At 71.3% G+C, this 16,093-nt stretch carries 17 protein-coding genes; 4 read left to right on the top strand and 13 right to left on the bottom strand.

Translation table 11 applies throughout. The features are described 5' to 3' along the window. Positions 1-61 precede the first annotated feature (61 nt). Complete coding sequence (locus AC1RN5_RS18630) at positions 62-874, top strand: tetratricopeptide repeat protein (protein WP_493042769.1); 813 nt, start codon at positions 62-64, stop codon at positions 872-874. Between the two features lie 3 nt (positions 875-877). Here the strand turns inward: AC1RN5_RS18630 and AC1RN5_RS18625 are convergent, their stop codons facing one another. The 11 genes from AC1RN5_RS18625 to AC1RN5_RS18575 all read right to left on the bottom strand — a co-directional run bounded on the left by AC1RN5_RS18625 (position 878) and on the right by AC1RN5_RS18575 (position 12,010). Further along, entirely contained in the window at positions 878-1,984 is a 1,107-nt protein-coding gene (locus tag AC1RN5_RS18625; protein ID WP_493042768.1) for an acyltransferase family protein, read from the bottom strand. Positions 1,985-2,034: 50 nt separating this feature from the next. Further along, positions 2,035-2,778, bottom strand: a complete 744-nt coding sequence (locus AC1RN5_RS18620) for a lysophospholipid acyltransferase family protein (RefSeq protein WP_493042766.1) — start codon at positions 2,776-2,778, stop codon at positions 2,035-2,037. 127 nt (positions 2,779-2,905) lie between these two features. Next, a complete protein-coding gene (locus AC1RN5_RS18615; RefSeq protein WP_493042764.1) occupies positions 2,906-3,889 on the bottom strand; it encodes a type II secretion system F family protein in 984 nt (327 codons plus the stop codon). A gap of 5 nt (positions 3,890-3,894) precedes the next feature. Then, a complete protein-coding gene (locus AC1RN5_RS18610) occupies positions 3,895-4,887 on the bottom strand; it encodes a type II secretion system F family protein (protein ID WP_493042762.1) in 993 nt (330 codons plus the stop codon). 2 nt (positions 4,888-4,889) lie between these two features. Then, a complete protein-coding gene (locus AC1RN5_RS18605) occupies positions 4,890-6,431 on the bottom strand; it encodes a TadA family conjugal transfer-associated ATPase (protein ID WP_493042760.1) in 1,542 nt (513 codons plus the stop codon). Continuing rightward, on the bottom strand, positions 6,432-7,895 hold the full coding sequence (locus AC1RN5_RS18600; RefSeq protein ID WP_493042758.1) for a CpaE/TadZ family protein: 1,464 nt from the start codon (positions 7,893-7,895) through the stop codon (positions 6,432-6,434). It lies immediately after the preceding gene. 16 nt (positions 7,896-7,911) lie between these two features. Further along, on the bottom strand, positions 7,912-8,595 hold the full coding sequence (locus AC1RN5_RS18595; protein WP_493042756.1) for a CpaD family pilus assembly protein: 684 nt from the start codon (positions 8,593-8,595) through the stop codon (positions 7,912-7,914). A gap of 2 nt (positions 8,596-8,597) precedes the next feature. Further along, positions 8,598-10,187, bottom strand: coding sequence for a type II and III secretion system protein family protein (locus tag AC1RN5_RS18590; RefSeq protein ID WP_493042755.1), 1,590 nt, complete (start codon positions 10,185-10,187; stop codon positions 8,598-8,600). Then, complete coding sequence (cpaB, locus tag AC1RN5_RS18585) at positions 10,184-11,044, bottom strand: Flp pilus assembly protein CpaB (protein WP_421934144.1); 861 nt, start codon at positions 11,042-11,044, stop codon at positions 10,184-10,186. Before cpaB ends, AC1RN5_RS18590 begins: the two co-directional genes overlap by 4 nt. 148 nt (positions 11,045-11,192) lie before the next feature. Next, positions 11,193-11,714: an A24 family peptidase gene (locus AC1RN5_RS18580; protein WP_421934143.1), complete on the bottom strand. Its 522-nt coding sequence runs from the start codon at positions 11,712-11,714 to the stop codon at positions 11,193-11,195. Between the two features lie 128 nt (positions 11,715-11,842). Beyond that, positions 11,843-12,010: a Flp family type IVb pilin gene (locus AC1RN5_RS18575; RefSeq protein ID WP_293495417.1), complete on the bottom strand. Its 168-nt coding sequence runs from the start codon at positions 12,008-12,010 to the stop codon at positions 11,843-11,845. Positions 12,011-12,315: 305 nt separating this feature from the next. Between AC1RN5_RS18575 and AC1RN5_RS18570 the strand changes: the two genes are divergently transcribed. Genes AC1RN5_RS18570 through AC1RN5_RS18560 form a run of 3 tightly spaced genes read left to right on the top strand, consistent with a single transcriptional unit; the run spans position 12,316 to position 13,979 of the window. Then, complete coding sequence (locus AC1RN5_RS18570) at positions 12,316-12,819, top strand: pilus assembly protein N-terminal domain-containing protein (RefSeq protein ID WP_493042749.1); 504 nt, start codon at positions 12,316-12,318, stop codon at positions 12,817-12,819. Between the two features lie 57 nt (positions 12,820-12,876). After that, positions 12,877-13,467 carry a TadE/TadG family type IV pilus assembly protein gene (locus tag AC1RN5_RS18565; protein ID WP_493042747.1) on the top strand — a complete coding sequence of 197 codons (591 nt, stop codon included), beginning with the start codon at positions 12,877-12,879 and terminating at the stop codon, positions 13,465-13,467. Beyond that, positions 13,458-13,979: a TadE/TadG family type IV pilus assembly protein gene (locus tag AC1RN5_RS18560; RefSeq protein WP_493042746.1), complete on the top strand. Its 522-nt coding sequence runs from the start codon at positions 13,458-13,460 to the stop codon at positions 13,977-13,979. Before AC1RN5_RS18565 ends, AC1RN5_RS18560 begins: the two co-directional genes overlap by 10 nt. On the opposite strand, the gene AC1RN5_RS18555 is transcribed toward AC1RN5_RS18560, so the two are convergent. Both AC1RN5_RS18555 and AC1RN5_RS18550 read right to left on the bottom strand, forming a co-directional pair. Next, the gene (locus AC1RN5_RS18555) at positions 13,976-14,728 is read right to left on the bottom strand and encodes an aminotransferase class IV (protein ID WP_493042745.1); all 753 of its coding nucleotides are present in this window, start codon (positions 14,726-14,728) and stop codon (positions 13,976-13,978) included. The genes AC1RN5_RS18560 and AC1RN5_RS18555 overlap by 4 nt on opposite strands. Continuing rightward, on the bottom strand, positions 14,725-16,065 hold the full coding sequence (locus AC1RN5_RS18550; protein ID WP_493042743.1) for an anthranilate synthase component I family protein: 1,341 nt from the start codon (positions 16,063-16,065) through the stop codon (positions 14,725-14,727). Before AC1RN5_RS18550 ends, AC1RN5_RS18555 begins: the two co-directional genes overlap by 4 nt. Positions 16,066-16,093 lie beyond the last annotated feature (28 nt).

Raw genomic sequence — 16,093 nt, 5'->3', positions numbered from 1 at the left:
TAACGCTTCCTTTAAGCGGCTGGGGGATGGTGTCGAGGATCATCCCGGAGCCTGTCTGTCCATGTGTCGCATGTCGGCGCTCGCCGCAACCGCCCTGGCCCTCAGCCTCGCTGCCGCCCTGCCGGCCGCCGCCGCCGCCAAGCCCGCGGAGGTCAAGGCCGCGCCGGCCCCCGCAGCGCCCCAGCGCGCCACGGCCGAGGAACGCGGCCTGGCCGCCCGCCTCGATCCCCTGGCGCGCGCCGCCTTCTGGGGCCGGGAGACCGACATCGATCCCCGCGACGCCGAGGCCGGGGTGAACCTCGCCCAGGCCCTGCGCGCCATGGGCAAGTACGACGACGCCGCCCAGGCCGCCCAGCGGGTCCTGGTGATCGATCCCAAGAACGTCGAGGCCCTGCTGGAGGTCGCCCGCGCCAAGGTCGGCTCGGGCCAGGGCTTCTACGGCATCGAGCCCGCCCGCCAGGCCCAGGTCCTGGCCCCGCGCGACTGGCGTCCCCCCTCCCTGCTCGGCGTGGCCTATGAGCAGGCCGGCCGCCCGGAGGAGGCCCTGGAGGCCCACCGCCAGGCCGCGGCCCTGGCCCCGGACAACCCCGCCGTCCTGTGCAATCTGGCCCTGTTCTACGCCAGCCACGGGGACGCGCCCCAGGCCGAGACCCTGCTGCGCACCGCCGCCGCCAAGCCCGGCGCCCCCATGGCGGTGCGTCAGAACCTGGCCCTGGTGCTGGGCCTGCAGGGTCGCTTCGACGAGGCCGAGAAGCTGGTGCGCCAGGACCTGCCGCCCGAGGCGGTGGCCAACAACATGGCCTTCCTGCGCGCCGTGGCGCCCAACCCGGCCGGACCGCCCCGTTCCTGGGACTCCGTCCGCACCGCCCAGTAGGCTCTAGGTCGGCTCCGCCGCGGCCCGCGCGCCGCCGAGCCGGAAGCCGGAGACTTCCCAGGCCCGCATGGCGTTACGCGCCGGGCGCTCCACCAGGTGGTGCAGGACCATGGCCGCCGGGATCACGCCCGCGAACATCGCCGTCCAGACCGGCCAGGGCAGCGGCCCCTCGTCCAGGCCCAGGCCCGCGCGGGCGACGCGGGTGAAGACCAGCTCCCACGGGATGCAGATCATGTAGACCGAGAAGCTCACCTCGCCGAGATAGACCCCCAGCGACGAGCCCATGATCTTCGAGCCCGTGCTGGCCATGCTGGCGAGCGCCAGGATCAGGCCGCCGAACAGCAGCACCATCAGGAAGTCCGGCAGCTCGAAGCCCGCCCCGCCGGCGATGGCGATCAGCAGGCCCGCGGCCAGGCCCTTGGCGCCGGCCTGGGAGGTCACCACCCGGTTGCGCCACAGCAGGTAGACGGCGCAGCCGAAGGCGAAGCAGGGCACGATCCGCAGCGCCCCCCAGGCCGTGGTGGCCTCGGTGAGGGGATAGCCGGAGATCAGCGGGAAGATCAGGTTCAGCGCCGCCACCAGCAGGCCGGCCAGCAGGGTCGCCAGCCACGGCTTGGCCCGCAGGGGCCAGAAGGCCAGGGCGAAGGCCGGGAAGGTGACATAGGCGAACCACTCGGCGGAGATCGACCAGGAGGGATGGTTCCAGCCCCCGTCGGGCGCCAGGCCCCAGGCCTGCAGCAGCAGCACCTGGGCCGGCAGCGAACTCCAGACCACCACATTGTCCCCGGCCGAGAAGCCGGCCGCCGAGGCCGCGGCGATCAGGGCCGCCAGGCCCCCGAGGGTCGCCAGGTGGACGGGATAGATCCGCGCCAGCCGCGCCCACAGGAAGCTGCCATAGGAGAACCGCTTTTCCCCGAAGCTCTGCAGATAGACGTGGCAGAGGATGAAGCCCGAGAGGACGAAGAACAGCTCCACCCCCAGATAGCCCTTCTCCACCGCGTTGGGTCGCGCGCCCGCCGCCAGCTGCGGCCAGTAGTGGTAGAGCACCACCCAGGCCGCGGCGAAGATGCGCAGGGTCGTGAGCGGCTTGAGGTTCTCGGGACGCGGCATGGCCCCATCCTGCGGCCAAACGCCTCAAGGACGGGTAAACGTCCCCTCCCCTAGCCCGGCAGGCCCTCGCGGCCGCGGAAGTCCTGGGCCTCGGCCTGTCGCGCCCGGCCCGCCCCCGCCAGCAGGTCGGCCCGCCGGGTCACCGCGCTCAGCCGCCGCGACAGCTCGTCGGCCAGGGTCTGCAGGGCGGCGTCGTCGGCCTCGGCCGGCACGTGGAAGGGCCCCTCCCACACCGTCGCCCCGCGCCCGAACGGCCAGGCGAAGGTCAGCCGGTCCCAGGTGTCGAGGGTGATGGCGTGGGCCGCCGACACCCCCATCAGGTAGATCGGCGCCCCGGTCCGCCGGGCGATCTGCAGGGACCCGAGCGCGATCACCTCGCCGGGTCCCCGGGGACCGTCGGGGGTCACCACCAGCACCCCGCCGCCCTTCACCCAGGCCACCGCCTCGCGGAAGGCCGCCACGATGGCCCGGGCCTTGGCCGCGTCGCCCTTGCGGGCCGAGGAGGTGCGGATGGCGGGGAAGCGGGCGCGGGCGAGCGCGCGGGCGATGAACTCGCCGTCGCCGGAGGGGGAGACCATGCAGCGCAGGCCCTCGCGCCGCCACCAGATCTGGGCCAGGCCCAGGCAGAGCGGAATGCGGCCGTGCCAGAAGAGGGCTATGGCCGGCTGGCCGGCGACCAGGGCCGGGGCGATCCGCTCCAGCCCCTCGTGCCGCCAGCGGGTGGTGCGCCGCACCAGCGCCAGGTTCAGCCAGAGCGCCCAGCCGAGGACGGCCTGGACGCTCGGTTTACGCAACAGCTTCTTCACGCGGTCGGCCGCCCCAAAGCCCCCCGCCGTGGCGGGTCACGGGCGGGCGGGAACCTCTGAAACGCGGGATTTAGGCGGGGGTTTCCGGGTTTTCAACAGGACCGGGCGCGCAGGCCTAGTGCTGGGCGACCATGTCCTGGACCTTGATCACCGCCGGACCCAGGATGACGATGAACAGCACCGGCAGGAAGAACAGGATCATCGGCACGGTCAGCTTGGCCGGCAGCTGGGCGGCCTTCTTCTCGGCGAAGGCCAGGCGCATGTCGCGGTTCTCCTTGGCCATCACCCGCAGGGCCGCGCCCAGCGGCGTGCCGTAGCGCTCGGCCTGGATCATGGCCGTGGTCACCGAGCGGATGCCGGGATGGTTGGTCCGCATGGCCAGGCCCTCATAGGCCATCCGCCGCTCGGGCAGGTAGGAGATCTCCGCGGTCAGCAGGGTCAGCTCCTCGGCCAGCTCGATGGAGGTGCCGCCGATCTCCTGGCTGACCTTCTGGATCGCCGCCTCGATGGACATCCCCGATTCCACGCAGATCAGCAGCAGGTCGAGGCTGTCGGGGAAGGCGCCGACGATGCTCTCCCGGCGCTTCTGGGCCACGTTGCTGATGTAGATGTTGGGGGCGTAGTAGCCCAGCGTCAGGCCCACCACGCAGCAGACCACCCGGTTCATCGGGCTCAGGCCGAAGTCGTTGACCAGGAACAGGTAGAGGGCCGCCGACAGGGCGAAGGCGAAGGGCAGGACGAAGCGGAAGAAGTAGAAGGTGGAGACCGGCTTGGGACCGCGGAACCCGGCCTGGGCCAGCTTCTCCACCACCTTGGGGTCCTCCAGCAGCCGCGAGAGCTGCAGGCGGTCCACGACCTTCTTGTACATCCCCTCGTCGGCGTGGCGCAGGGTGCCGCCGCCGTTGCTCTTCACCGCCAGGGCCTCGCGGGACTTGCGCCTCAGCTCCTCGCGCCGGGAGGAGACCGACTTCAGCCGGGTCTCCAGGGTCGACTTGTTGATCATCGGCATGGCGATCGAGACGATGGTCGCAAAGCAGACCAGGGCCACGAAGGCCGAGAGCAGGTTGTCGGGATTGGTGAGGGCGGCGAGCAGGTTCATGGCCGCTAGATCTTGAAGTTGATCATCTTGCGCATCGTGAAGATGCCCAGCGCCATCCAGAACGCACCCACCGCCAGCATCATGTGGCCGCGGGGATCGTCGAACATCGGCTTCATATAGGCCGGGCTGGTGACGCTGATCAGGGCCACCACGCCGGGCGGCAGCGAGCCGATGATGATGGCCGAGGCCACCGCCTCGCCGGACATGGCCTTGATCTTCTCGCGCATCAGCTTGCGCGCCCGGATCACGCTGGAGAGGTTGCCCAGCGCCTCGGCCAGGTTGCCCCCGGTCTTGGCCTGGATGGCCAGCACGATGGCGAAGAACCGCACCTCCGGGGTCGGCATGCGGGCGTACATCTTGTCCAGGGCCTGGTCGACCGAGACCCCCATGCCGATGGCCTCCACCAGCCGCTTGAACTCGCCGGCCAGGGGCTCCTGGGTCTCCTGGCCGATCACGCGCAGGCTGTCATGCACCGGCAGGCCCGAGCGGATGCCGCGGGTGATGATGTCCATGGCGTCGGGAAAGGCCTCGGTGAACTTCTTGGTGCGCCGGGCCCCCAGGAAGCTCAGCACCCAGCGCGGCGCGCCGAAGCCGGCGGCGAAGCCCAGGCCCAGGCCGATCAGCGGCTTCTGGCCCAGCAGCATGGCCAGCGCCATCACCACCAGCCCGACGATGCCGCAGATGATCCAGAAGCCGCGGACATTGTCCGCCAGCCCGGCCTGCTGCAGCTTGGCGGCCACCGTCAGGGTGGCCTTCTTCTGTTGTTTCTCCTGCTCGCGCAGGGTCTTGAGGATCTGGCGGCGACGCTGGTCCTGGGCGGTCACGGCCGGCCGCCGGCCGCCGCGCTGGGCCGGGGCGTCGCGGCCGCCGACGATGGCCTGGGCCCGCTTCAGGGTCCGCGCCTGGCCGGTCCCCGGACCCGACAGCGCCAGGCCCAGGCCCGCGATCACCAGGAAGCCCAGCAGGGCGGCCATGGCGGTGATGAGGGTCGCGCCCATCCCTATTCCGACGCGTCGAGGGCTTCGGCCAGCTCGCGCTCCAGCCCGTAATAGCGGGCGCGGTCCCAGAACCGCGGCCGGGCGATGCCGGTGGAGCGGTGGCGGCCCACCACATTGCCGTCGGCGTCCTCGCCGGTGATCTCGTAGACGAACAGGTCCTGGGTGATGATCACGTCGCCCTCCAGCCCCACCACCTCGGTGATGTGGGTGATGCGGCGCGAGCCGTCCCGCAGGCGGGCGGCCTGGACGATGACGTCCACCGAGCCGACGATCATCTCGCGGATGGTGCGCGAGGGCAGACCGTAGCCCCCCATGGTGATCATCGATTCCACCCGGCTGATGGCCTCGCGGGGCGAGTTGGCGTGCAGGGTGCCCATGGAGCCGTCGTGGCCGGTGTTCATGGCCTGCAGCAGGTCGAAGGCCTCCGGGCCACGGACTTCGCCGACGATGATCCGCTCCGGCCGCATCCGCAGGCAGTTCTTCACCAGGTCGCGCATGGTGATCTGGCCCTGGCCCTCGAGGTTGGGGGGCCGGGTCTCCAGCCGCACCACGTGGGGCTGCTGCAGCTGCAGTTCGGCCGCGTCCTCGCAGGTCACCACCCGCTCGGTGGGGTCGATGAAGGCCGTGAGCGTGTTGAGCAGGGTGGTCTTGCCCGAGCCGGTGCCGCCCGAGATGATCAGGTTGCAGCGGCAGGCGCCGATCACGCCCAGAACCCGCGCCCCCTCGGGGCTGATGGACTGATAGTCCACCAGGTTCTTCATGGTCAGCTTGTCTTTCTTGAACTTCCGGATCGTCAGGGTCGGCCCGTCCAGCGACAGCGGCGGGGCGATGACGTTGACCCGGGAGCCGTCCGGCAGGCGGGCGTCGCAGATGGGGCTGCTTTCATCGACGCGGCGGCCGACCTGGCTGACGATCCGCTGGCAGATGTTCATCAGCTGGGCGTTGTCGCGGAACCGGACATTGGTGAGCTGCACCTTGCCGGCCACTTCGATGAACACCCGGCCGGCGCCGTTGACCATGATGTCGGCGATGTCGTCGCGGGCCAGCAGCGGCTCCAGCGGCCCGTAGCCCAGGACGTCGTTGATGATGTCCTGGACGAGCATGTCCTGCTCGGCCACCGACATCGACACGTTCTTGATCGCCACCAGCTCGGCGACGATGTCGCGGATCTCCTCCCCGGCCTGCTTGACGTCCAGCTGGGCGAGCTGGGCCAGGTCGATGGTGTTGATCAGGGCGTTGAAGATCGTGGTCTTGGTGGCGTGGTAGTAGTCGGTCTGCTCGCGCACCACCTGGGTGGCCGGGGCGGGGCCCTGCGCGGCGCGCAGCTGTTCGAAGGCCAGCGTCGCCTTGGGGCCGGCCGTGGGCTGGCCCCCCGCCCGCTGCATCTCCGGGGCGCCCTTGACCGGGGCGACGGAGGGGGCCGGCGCCGTGGCCGGATCGATCCTCTGGGGACGGGTGGCGATCGCCACGCCCTCGGCCGCGGCCGGAGGCGGGGCCTTGCGGGCCGCGGAGGCATCGCCGTCGGTGGGACGCTTGCCGAACATCTACTTGCGCTTGAACAGACTGCCGAACAGGGAGGTCTTCTGCACCGGCGGCGGGTCGCGGCGGGCGATCTGCTGGGCCAGGAAGTCCAGGCCCTCGGCGGACCGCGACCTGGGGGCCACCTCGCTCAGCATCTGGCCGTTGTTGGCCGCCTGGCCGAACAGCTTGGGATCGAAGGGCAGGCTCAGCGACGGGGTCAGGCCGAGCGCCTCGCCGAAGTCCTTCACCGGGATCTCCGGGCGGCCGGGCACGCCCACCTGGTTCAGCACCAGGCGCGGCGGGGCGTCGTTGGGTCGGGCCCGGCGCACCAGGTCGATCATGTTCTTGGCGTTGCGCAGGGAGGCCAGGTCCGGGGTCGCCACGATCACCAGGTCGTCGGAGGACAGCAGGATCTTGCGGGTCCAGGCGGTCCACAGGTGGGGCAGGTCCAGCACCACGAAGGGGGCGGCCGAGCGGATCTTCTGGGTGACCTCCTCATAGGCCTCAGGGCCGATGTCGTAGTCGGTGTCCAGGGTGGCCGGGGCGGCGAACAGCGACAGCCGCTCGGTGCAGCGGGCCATCATCCGGTCCATCAGCACCGGGTCCAGGCGGTCGGGCTGGCTCAGCGCGTCCGCCACCCCCTGCAAGGGGTCCTGGTTGAAGTCGAGGCCGGCGGTGCCGAAGGCCAGGTCCAGGTCCACCAGCACCGCGCCGGTGTGCAGGCGCTCGGTGATGGAATAGGCCACGTTGTGGGCCACGGTGGAGGCGCCGGCCCCGCCCTTGGCGCCGCAGAAGGCGATCTGGCGGCCGACGAAGGGGGCGGACGGGTCGGCGTAGAGGCTGGTGACCGTGCGCACCACCTGCAGCGGGTTCAGCGGCGGGACCAGGTACTCGCTGACCCCGCGGCGCATCAGCTCGCGATAGAGGGCGATGTCGTTGGCCGCCCCGATCACCACCACCTTGGTGCCGGGGTCGCAGACCTCGGCCAGCTGGTCGAGCTGGGCGATCAGCTGGGGCGCGGGATCCAGACTCTCCACCATCACCAGGGAGGGGGTGGGCTGGTTCTGATAGGTCTCGAAGGCGCCGGTCAGACCGCCCATCCGCACCACCACGGCGGCGCGCTCCATGCGGCGGTCGGCGGCGGCCCGCTCCACCAAGTCGGCGGTCTCGGGCTGGGCGCAGAAGACGTGGATGGTGATGCGCGGCAGGGTGTGTTCGCCCAGCGCCGCCTCCGCCCCGGCGATCATCTCGTGGACGGGATTGGGGACCTGGGGGCGCGGCGGATCGGGCTGGTGCAGATCGTCGGCCAGGGCGTCGCCGCGCGGGTCGCGCGCGTCGGGCTCGCGGGCCGGGGGGAAGTCGGCGAAGGGATCGGCGGCCGAGCCGGCGGGCGCCATCGGCGTCTCGCGCCAGGCGTCGCTGGACGGCGAGGTGAACTCGTCGTCGGCCTCGAACTCCAGATCGAAGGGATCGGCCTGCGGCTTCATGCGCGGAAGGTCCCGGTCATGGGGCCACCGAGGAGATGGCGCCCTTGGCCTGCTTGTCCTCGGCCGAGGAGGTGTTCTCGCCCTTGCGGTACTTCTCCAGCACGTTGAGGCGGCGCTGGGCGTCGGAGGGGCCCATCTCGGCCGGGCGCACCAGGTCGGCCGGATTGGCGATCTGGGCGGCCATGTTGGCGGTCACCGCGCAGCCGAAATTGGGCTGCACCTCGTTGTTGGCCGAGTGGGCGATGTTGGTCCATTCCCGGCCGCAGCGCGGCAGGGTCACCTGATAGCGGGTGTAGCCGACCCGCACCGGGGCCCCGGCCTCGGCGGCGGCGTCGTAGCCGGCCGTACGGATCATCGCCTCGGCGACCCCGTGGGCCTGCAGGAAGCTGCGCACGGCCTCCCCCGAGCGGTAGGCGAAGCCGGAGTCGGCGCCGCCGGCCGGGACCTGGACGGTGATGGCGCCGCCGGTGGCGGCCTCGCGCCAGCTGTCCACGAGGTCCAGCAGGGCGGTGGCCTGGTTGGGGGACAGGCCCTGGGGGTGGATCGCCAGCGCGATCTCCTCCTCCACGCCGGTGGCGGTGGCGGCGAAGTGCTCGGTGGGGGTGCGGGCGTCGGCGATGCGGTCGGGGACGTTGGGACTGGCGCAAGCGCCCAGGCTGAACGCCAGGGCCGCCAGGGACAGGGAGGATTTCAGCAGCATGTTCATTCGATCACGTAGCCGTACGGCCCCTGGTAGGCGCGGCCCGCCTGGGCCTCGGGCTTGGCCTTGTAGGCCTTGGTCAGCTGGCCCAGCAGCAGGGTCGAGGCGTCATTGGCCACCTTCATCCCGTCCACCGGGGTCTGCATCCGGTCGGGGCTGGTGGGGGTGACGATATAGGGGGTGACGATCACCACCAGCTCGGTCTCGCCGCTCAGATAGTCGCGGCTCCGGAACAGCGAGCCCAGCACCGGCAGGGTGGTCATGCCGGGCAGGCCGTCGAGGTTCTGCTTGGTCTTCTCCTGCAGCAGGCCGGCGATCATCATCGAGCCGCCCGAGGACATCTCCACGCTGGTCTCGGCGCGGCGAACATTGAGGGCCGGGATGGTCAGGGCGGTGCCGGTCGACGCGCTGGTGACGCTGAAGGAGCCCTGGCTGGTGAGCTCGGACACCTCGGTGGAGATCTTCAGGGCGATGCGGCCGGAGGACATCACCACCGGGGTGAAGCCCAGGCCCACGCCGAAGGGCTTGAACTCGATGGTGATCTTGCCGGTGTCGTCCTGGGCCACGGGCACCGGGTACTCGCCGCCCGCCAGGAACTTGGCCGACTCGCCCGACACCGCCGTCAGGTTCGGCTCGGCCAGCATGCGCACCAGGCCCACCCGCTCGAAGGCCTTCAGGGTGCTCTCGGCCTGGTTCAGGCCGGGGTCGCCGGCCGTCGTCTTGTTCACCGACAGCGGGTCGTTGCGGTCGACGAAGTCGAAGTTCTGGCGCGGATACTCGGTGTGATAGGTGCCGGTGTTGGAGTCATAGACCTGGGTCGGCACAACGACGCTGCGGTTCACCACCGGCTGCTGGGTGGTGTTGAGCTTGTAGCCGGTGGAGATGCCCCCCAGCAGGGCGCCGTTGACCGCGAAGCTGGCCGCCGTGCCCAGCAGGTACTGCGGCTCGCCCAGCTGGTTCATCACCGCGCTGAGGTTGAAGCCCAGCTGCTTGATGACGTTGCGCTGCATCTCGACGATGCGCACCTTCAGCATCACCTGGTCCTTGCCGGCGATGGTCATCATGTTGAGGACCTGCTCGGGCTTGTCCACCGAGGCGCGGGCGATCTGCATGGCCTTGTCGGCGTCGCCCAGATTGGCCACCTGGCCCGACAGGATGACGCTGGAATTGATGCCGTCCACCTGCACCCGCGCGCCGGGCAGGATGCGGTTGATGGTCTGGGCGATGGCCGAGGTGTCCTGGTCGACGCGGATGTCGAGGGACAGGATCCGGCGGCCGGTGCCGTCGAAGAACACCGCGTCGGTCTGGCCCGCCTTCATCCCCAGGATGAAGATGCGGCGCGGCGAGCGCAGCACCGCGTCGGCCACGCCGGGCTTGGTCACCAGCACGTCGCGGGCGTCCACCGGCAGTTCGATGATCGCCGACTTGCCCATGGGCAGGGACAGGGCCTGGGTCGCGCCGCCCAGGGCGTTGAGGTCCACGCGGACCACCGCCGAGCCGGTGACCAGTCCGGACTGGCCCTGGGCCAGGGCGCCGGTGGCCGCGGCGAGGCCGGCGGCGAGGCCGAGAAGGAGGCTGGCGAGACGGGTCATTTGACGAGCACCTCGCTGGCGGCGCCGCCGCGGAAGACGCGCAGGCCGGGGTTGGTCCCGCGGCGGGCGACGCCGCGCGAGGCCGAGCCGCCGAGATCGGCGTAGGAGCGAAGGGCCAGTTGCATCTCGCCCTGGGCCTTGCCGCGGGCCAGCACCTCCATGTCGGAGGCCGGAACCTCCAGCACGGCCACGGCGCCGACGATGGTGCGGGCGTCCTTCTCGGGATCGGTCTTCTGGTCGATGGCCAGGACGCGCAGGTTGCGCATCAGGGTCTCGGTGATGAAGGCGCGGCCGTCGGGCGCCTGGCGGCTCTGCAGCACGTCGACCCGGTCGCCCGGCAGGATGAAGCCGCCGGCGGCGGTCTCGGCGTTGATGGGCACGCTCATGGCCCGCATGCCCGGCGCCAGCACCACGGCCATGTAGCCGCTCTGGCCGCCGCGCACGACCTTGCGGGCCACCACCGGTTCGCCCTTCAGCATGGCCTCCTTGACGATGGAGCCGTCGAAGGCGGCCATCGGGCCCTGGGACATCATGGCGTTGGTGGTCTGGGCGGCCTTCTGGGCGACCTGGGCCGCGCCCTGGACGGGCGCGGCGGGCGCCGCGCCGTCGGTGACGAATTGGGGGTTGAGGGCCTCGACGGGCCAGGGCTGCCAGCTCATGTCGGTGGCCGAGAGGCGGGCGCCCACCGGCAGGTCGCGGCTGGCCACCAGGACATTGGCCATGGGCTTGGCGGGCGCGGCGGCCACGGCGACCGGCGCCGGCGGCTTCTTCGGGGCCACCATGCCGCGCACGAGGAACGCCAGCACAATGGCGACGATCGCGGCGACGGCGAAGATGGCGATGCGGACGGCGCCCATGAACGACTACTCGAGGCTCCCGCGTGAGCAGGTGGCTGGCCGGCGGCCCCGCGATCCGCGAGTGGCGCGCACGATTCGAAACTCCCGACCTTCTGCCGGCGCCTCGCTTTTGGGGCCCGCATGGTTAACGCGGGCTAAAGGAATGGCTTCAGAAAAGCCCGGGGAAGGCCAGCGCCAGGGTCGAGGCCGGGAAGGCGGCGAGCGCGCCGGCCGCGATCGCCACGCCATAAGGGACATTCTCCCCCGGGGTGGCCAGGCGGCCGACCCAGGCCGGGCCGCTCTGGACATAAGGCCGCACCCACATCGAGCGCAGGGCCAGCAGGGCCAGCGCCAGGGCGCCGCCGGCCACGCCGGTCACCAGCAGGTAGGTGGCGGCCGCCGGCCAGCCGAGCCAGAGGCCGGCCGCGGCGAACAGCTTGGCGTCGCCGCCGCCGATCCAGCCCAGGGAGAACATCACCATGCCCATGACCAGGGCGATGAGGCCGACCCCGGCGTGCAGGCCGATGGCGCCGGCGTCCACCCCCAGCGCCAGGGCGGCGGGGAAGAAGGCCAGGATCAGGGCGCCGGAGATCCAGTTGGGAATGGTGTAGCTCACCGCGTCGCGCAGGGCGCCGACGATCACCAGGGCGGGGAAGATGCAGAGCAGGGCGGCCTGCAGGATCGGGAGCATGGGCGGAACCATCGGAAGCGGCGTGCGGGGCGATCCTGGCGCCATCGGATGAACGGAGGGTTTCAGACAGCGAAAGGGCCGCGGCGCTTTCGCACCGCGGCCCCCGCAATGTTTCGGAGCGAGGCCGCTTATTGCGGCATCGCGGTCCCGATCTTGGTGAAGGTGCCGGCGATCTTGCCCGACAGGGTGTTCATCGCGGTGATGAGCACGACGGCGATCAGAGCCGCGATCAGGCCATACTCGATGGCCGTGGCGCCGGATTCATCCTTCAGGAAGCGGGTGACGAACTTGGACATGGTGGTCTCCTTGAGTTTGCGAACCAGTTGGTGAGTGAGGGATCAAGTCACCGACTTGCTCGCCCCGAATTGCAGGATCAATTTCGCCCACCGCGCTTAATGCTGAGTAAACACGGAAGTATTCGCCGAGAACTTTCTATGGTTTACTTTCGTTTACTGTGAACATCGGTTAACCATGCGCCCGGAATCGGCCCGGAATCGGGGTTTTTGCATAATGATTCTCGCGCGCGCGTGAGTCGGTCTTTTGTTCAGCGTTTCTTGACCATTCGGGGCCAGGTTCGGATCAAGTTTTTTTCGGGTCCCCCATGCGCCGTCCCCTGCTCGCCGCCCTCCTCGCCGTCCTGAGCGCCTTCATCGGCGTCTCGACCGCCGCCGCGGCGGGCGCGATCTGGGCCCCGATCGACCAGGGCGTCCGCATCAACCTGCCGGCCGGGGCCCGGGACGTGATGATCGGCAACCCGGCCATCGCCGACATCAATGTGGTCGACAGCCGCACCGCGGTGGTCCAGGGCCGCGCCTATGGCGTCACCAACCTCATCGTGGTGGACGCCCGCGGCCGCACGATCCTCGACCGCCAGGTGACGGTCTCGGCGCCGGACGTGAACCGCATCTCCGTCTATCGCGGCCCCAGCGGCGGCAACGATGTGCCCCACGTCGACAACTACGCCTGCGCCGGCCGCTGCGAGCGCACCCCGATGCCGGGCGAGACCGAGATCGAGTACAACCGCTACAGCATCGGCTTCAACGCCTACGCCATGCGCGCGGCCGAGGCCCGCCGGGCCATGGGCGGCGCGGCGCCCAGCCCCTAAACCTTCGATTCAGCAGACTTGGCTATGCTGGCGCCTCGATCGCCCTTCGAGGACGCCATGCGCCGCCGCCTTCTCCGCCTCTCCGACCGGCTGACGCGGTTCTCGCGCGCCACCCGCGGCGCCACGGCGGTCGAGTTCGCCATCGTCGCCCTGCCCTTCTGCGCCCTGATGTTCGGCATCATCGAGCTGGGCCTGGTGTTCATGGTCTCGGTGACCCTGCAGAACGCCACCGACAACGCCGCCCGCCAGATCCGCACCGGCCAGTTCCAGACCAGCGGCTCCAACGCCAAGGGCGACTTCAAGACCCTGGTCTGCAACCGCATGTCCTGGCTGCAGAGCTCCTGCGGCAGCAAGCTCACCGTGGCCGTCGAGACCTTCGCCAACTTCACCGCCGCCAGCGGCTCCAGCCCCACGGCCGGCACGGCCTTCACCCAGGCCGCGGCCGACGCCACCTGCTTCTCCACCGGCGCCCCCGGCGACATCGTCCTGGTGCGCTCCTACTACCAGTGGGACGTCTTCACCCCGCTGCTGAACGCCGCCCTGGTGAACATGGGGACCGGCTCGGGCAAGCGGCTGATCTCCACCGTCGCCACCTTCCGCAACGAGCCCTATTCCTCGCAGACTCCGGTGGGCGCCAAATGTTCCTGAGAAACCTGATCGGCGACCGCCGCGGCGCCGCCGCCGTCGAGTTCGCCTTCGTCGCCCCGGTGATGATCCTGATCTATTACGGCATGGCCGAGCTGACCCAGGGCATGATGGCCGACCGCCGGGCCAGCCACGTGGCCTCGGCCATCGGCGACCTGGTGGCCCAGGACACCGACATCACCTCCACCGAGATGACCGACATCTTCAATGTCGGAAAGGCGATCGTCGCCCCCTTCCCGTCCTCGGCCCTCTCCATGCGGGTCACCAGCATCCGCAAGGACGCCGGCGGCGTCGCCCAGGTCATGTGGTCGAAGGGCTATGGGAGCATGGGCGCGGCCACCTCGGCGCCCACCCTGCCCGCCGGCCTGGTGGCGGCCAATGAGAGCGTGATCCTGGCCGAGGCCAGCTACGTCTACACCTCCCCGGTGCAGAAGGCCCTGCCGGCCCCCATGACCTTCAGCCAGAAATATTACCTCAAGCCCCGCAAGACCAGCCAGGTGACCTTCACGCCCTAGCCCACGGCGCGGGCGATCTCCGCTGTCAGGTCCGAGCCCGGCAGGGGCTGTCCGTCCAGGCTGGCGGCGGCCCGCACGCCGATCAGGCTGTTGGTGAGGAACACCGCCTGCGCCGCCCGCAGGACCTCGACGCGCGCCGCCACCTCGATCACCGGAACCGCCGCCATCACCTGGCGGCGCACGATCCCGTCCAGCACCCCGCAGGCCAGGGCCGGGGTGAAGACCTCGCCGCCGCTCACCCAGAACAGGTTGGCCGCCGCCGCGCAGGCCGCCTCTCCAGCCCCGTTCAGCATCACCGCCTCGTCAGCGCCCGCCGCCAGGGCCTCGCGCCGGGCCAGCACATTGTCGAGATAGGACAGGGTCTTCAGCCGCGAGGCCGGCGAGCCGGCGTTGCGCGCCACCGTGCTCACCCTCAGCCGCAAGGGCGTCGTCGGAACCGTTGAGGCCGCCGCGGTGGCCAGCAGCCGGGGCGACGGGCCGGCGGGCCGCTCCAGCCCGCGCCCGCCCGACCCCGCCGTATAGGTCAGCCGCACCGCCGCCCGCCCCCGCGACAGCCCGGCCTCGGCGAGCGCCCGGGCCATCAGCGCCTCGGCCTCGTCCGGGTCCGGCGCCGGCAGGCCCAGCACCAGGCAGCCCGCCGCCATCCGGTCCAGGTGGGCCGCCGCCGCCACCAGCCGCCCGTCCGTCGCCAGCAGGGTCTCGAACAGCCCGTCCCCCAGCAGCAGGCCGCGATCGTCCAGGGGGATCATGCGCCGGCCTCCATCGCGCGGACCAGGGCCGCGATCTTGGCTTCGGTCTCCCGCCGCTCGGCGCGCGGATCGCTGTCGGCGACGATGCCGGCCCCGGCGCGGGCCTCGACCCGCCAGCCGTCGCCGTCCTGCACGCAGGCCGCCGTGCGGATCAGCACGCTGGAATCGAAGGCCCCGTCGGCCCCGGCCCAGAACAGCGAGCCGCAATAGGGGCCGCGCGGCGTCTCCAGGCCGGCGATCACCTTCATGGCCTGGACCTTGGGCGCCCCGGTGATGGAGCCCGGCGGGAAGGCCGCCCTCAGCAGGTCGATCGCCGTCCGCCCCGCCGCCAGCCGCCCGCTCACCGTCGAGACCAGGTGGTGCACATTGGCGAAGGTCTCCGGCGCGCACAGGCTGGGAACCTTCACGCTGCCCGGCGCGCAGACCCGGGCCAGGTCGTTGCGCATCAGGTCCACGATCATCAGGTTCTCGGCCCGGTCCTTCAGGCTGGCCGCCAGCTCGGCCACCAGGTCCGCGTCCTGCGCCGGCGTGGCGCCGCGCGGCCGGGTGCCCTTGATCGGCCGGGTCTCGGCGGCGCCGCCCGCCGCCACGGCGATGAAGCGCTCGGGCGAGTTGGACACCACCGCCCGCCCGGCCAGCCGCAGATAGGCCGCGAAGGGCGCCGCGCTCTGCCCGGCCAGCCGCGCCAGCAGATCGAAGGGCGTCGCCCCCGCCGCCAGCCGCCCGGTCCAGGCCCGCGCCACATTGGCCTGGAAGATCTCGCCCGCCTGGATGCGGCCCACCACCTCGGCGACGGCGGCCTCATAGGCCTCGCCGTCCGAGGCCGTCAGCCCCGCTGTCAGCGCCCCCCGCGTCGCGGGCCTGGGCAGGTCCTGCAGCCAGCCCATCGCCTCGAAGGCGGCCTGCTCGCTGTCGGCCTCGTCGAAGCCGCGGCCGATGGCCACCACCTGACGGTCCTGGTGGTCGAAGGCCAGCACGCTGGCATAGAGCCCCACCGCCAGGTCGGGCCAGTCGGGGTCGCGCCCCAGGCCGAGCGTCTCCACCCGGTCCCCCAGCTCGTAGGAGGCCAGCCCCGCCAGCCCCCCCTGGAAGGGCGGCCCGCCCCGGGCCGTCTCACCGGGCGGGCCGAGCAGCTCGGAAAGCGCCGCGAAGGGGTCGCGGGGATCGCCGACCGACAGGGTCAGGACCGCCTCGGGCCGCCGCGCCAGATAGGACCACCGCGCCCGCGGCCCCTCGCCGCCGGACAGGAAGCCGATCGCCCACGGCTCGCCGGCGAAGGCCGACAGCACCTGGAGCGGCTCGCGCCAGGAGGTCCGAAGCTGGGCTGCGACGCGCATGGGCCGGGCCTTAGCGCCCGGCGGGGTC

The organism is Phenylobacterium sp. GW821-FHT12F10, from assembly GCF_058806695.1.
This window is presented reverse-complemented; position numbering and strand designations above follow the sequence as displayed.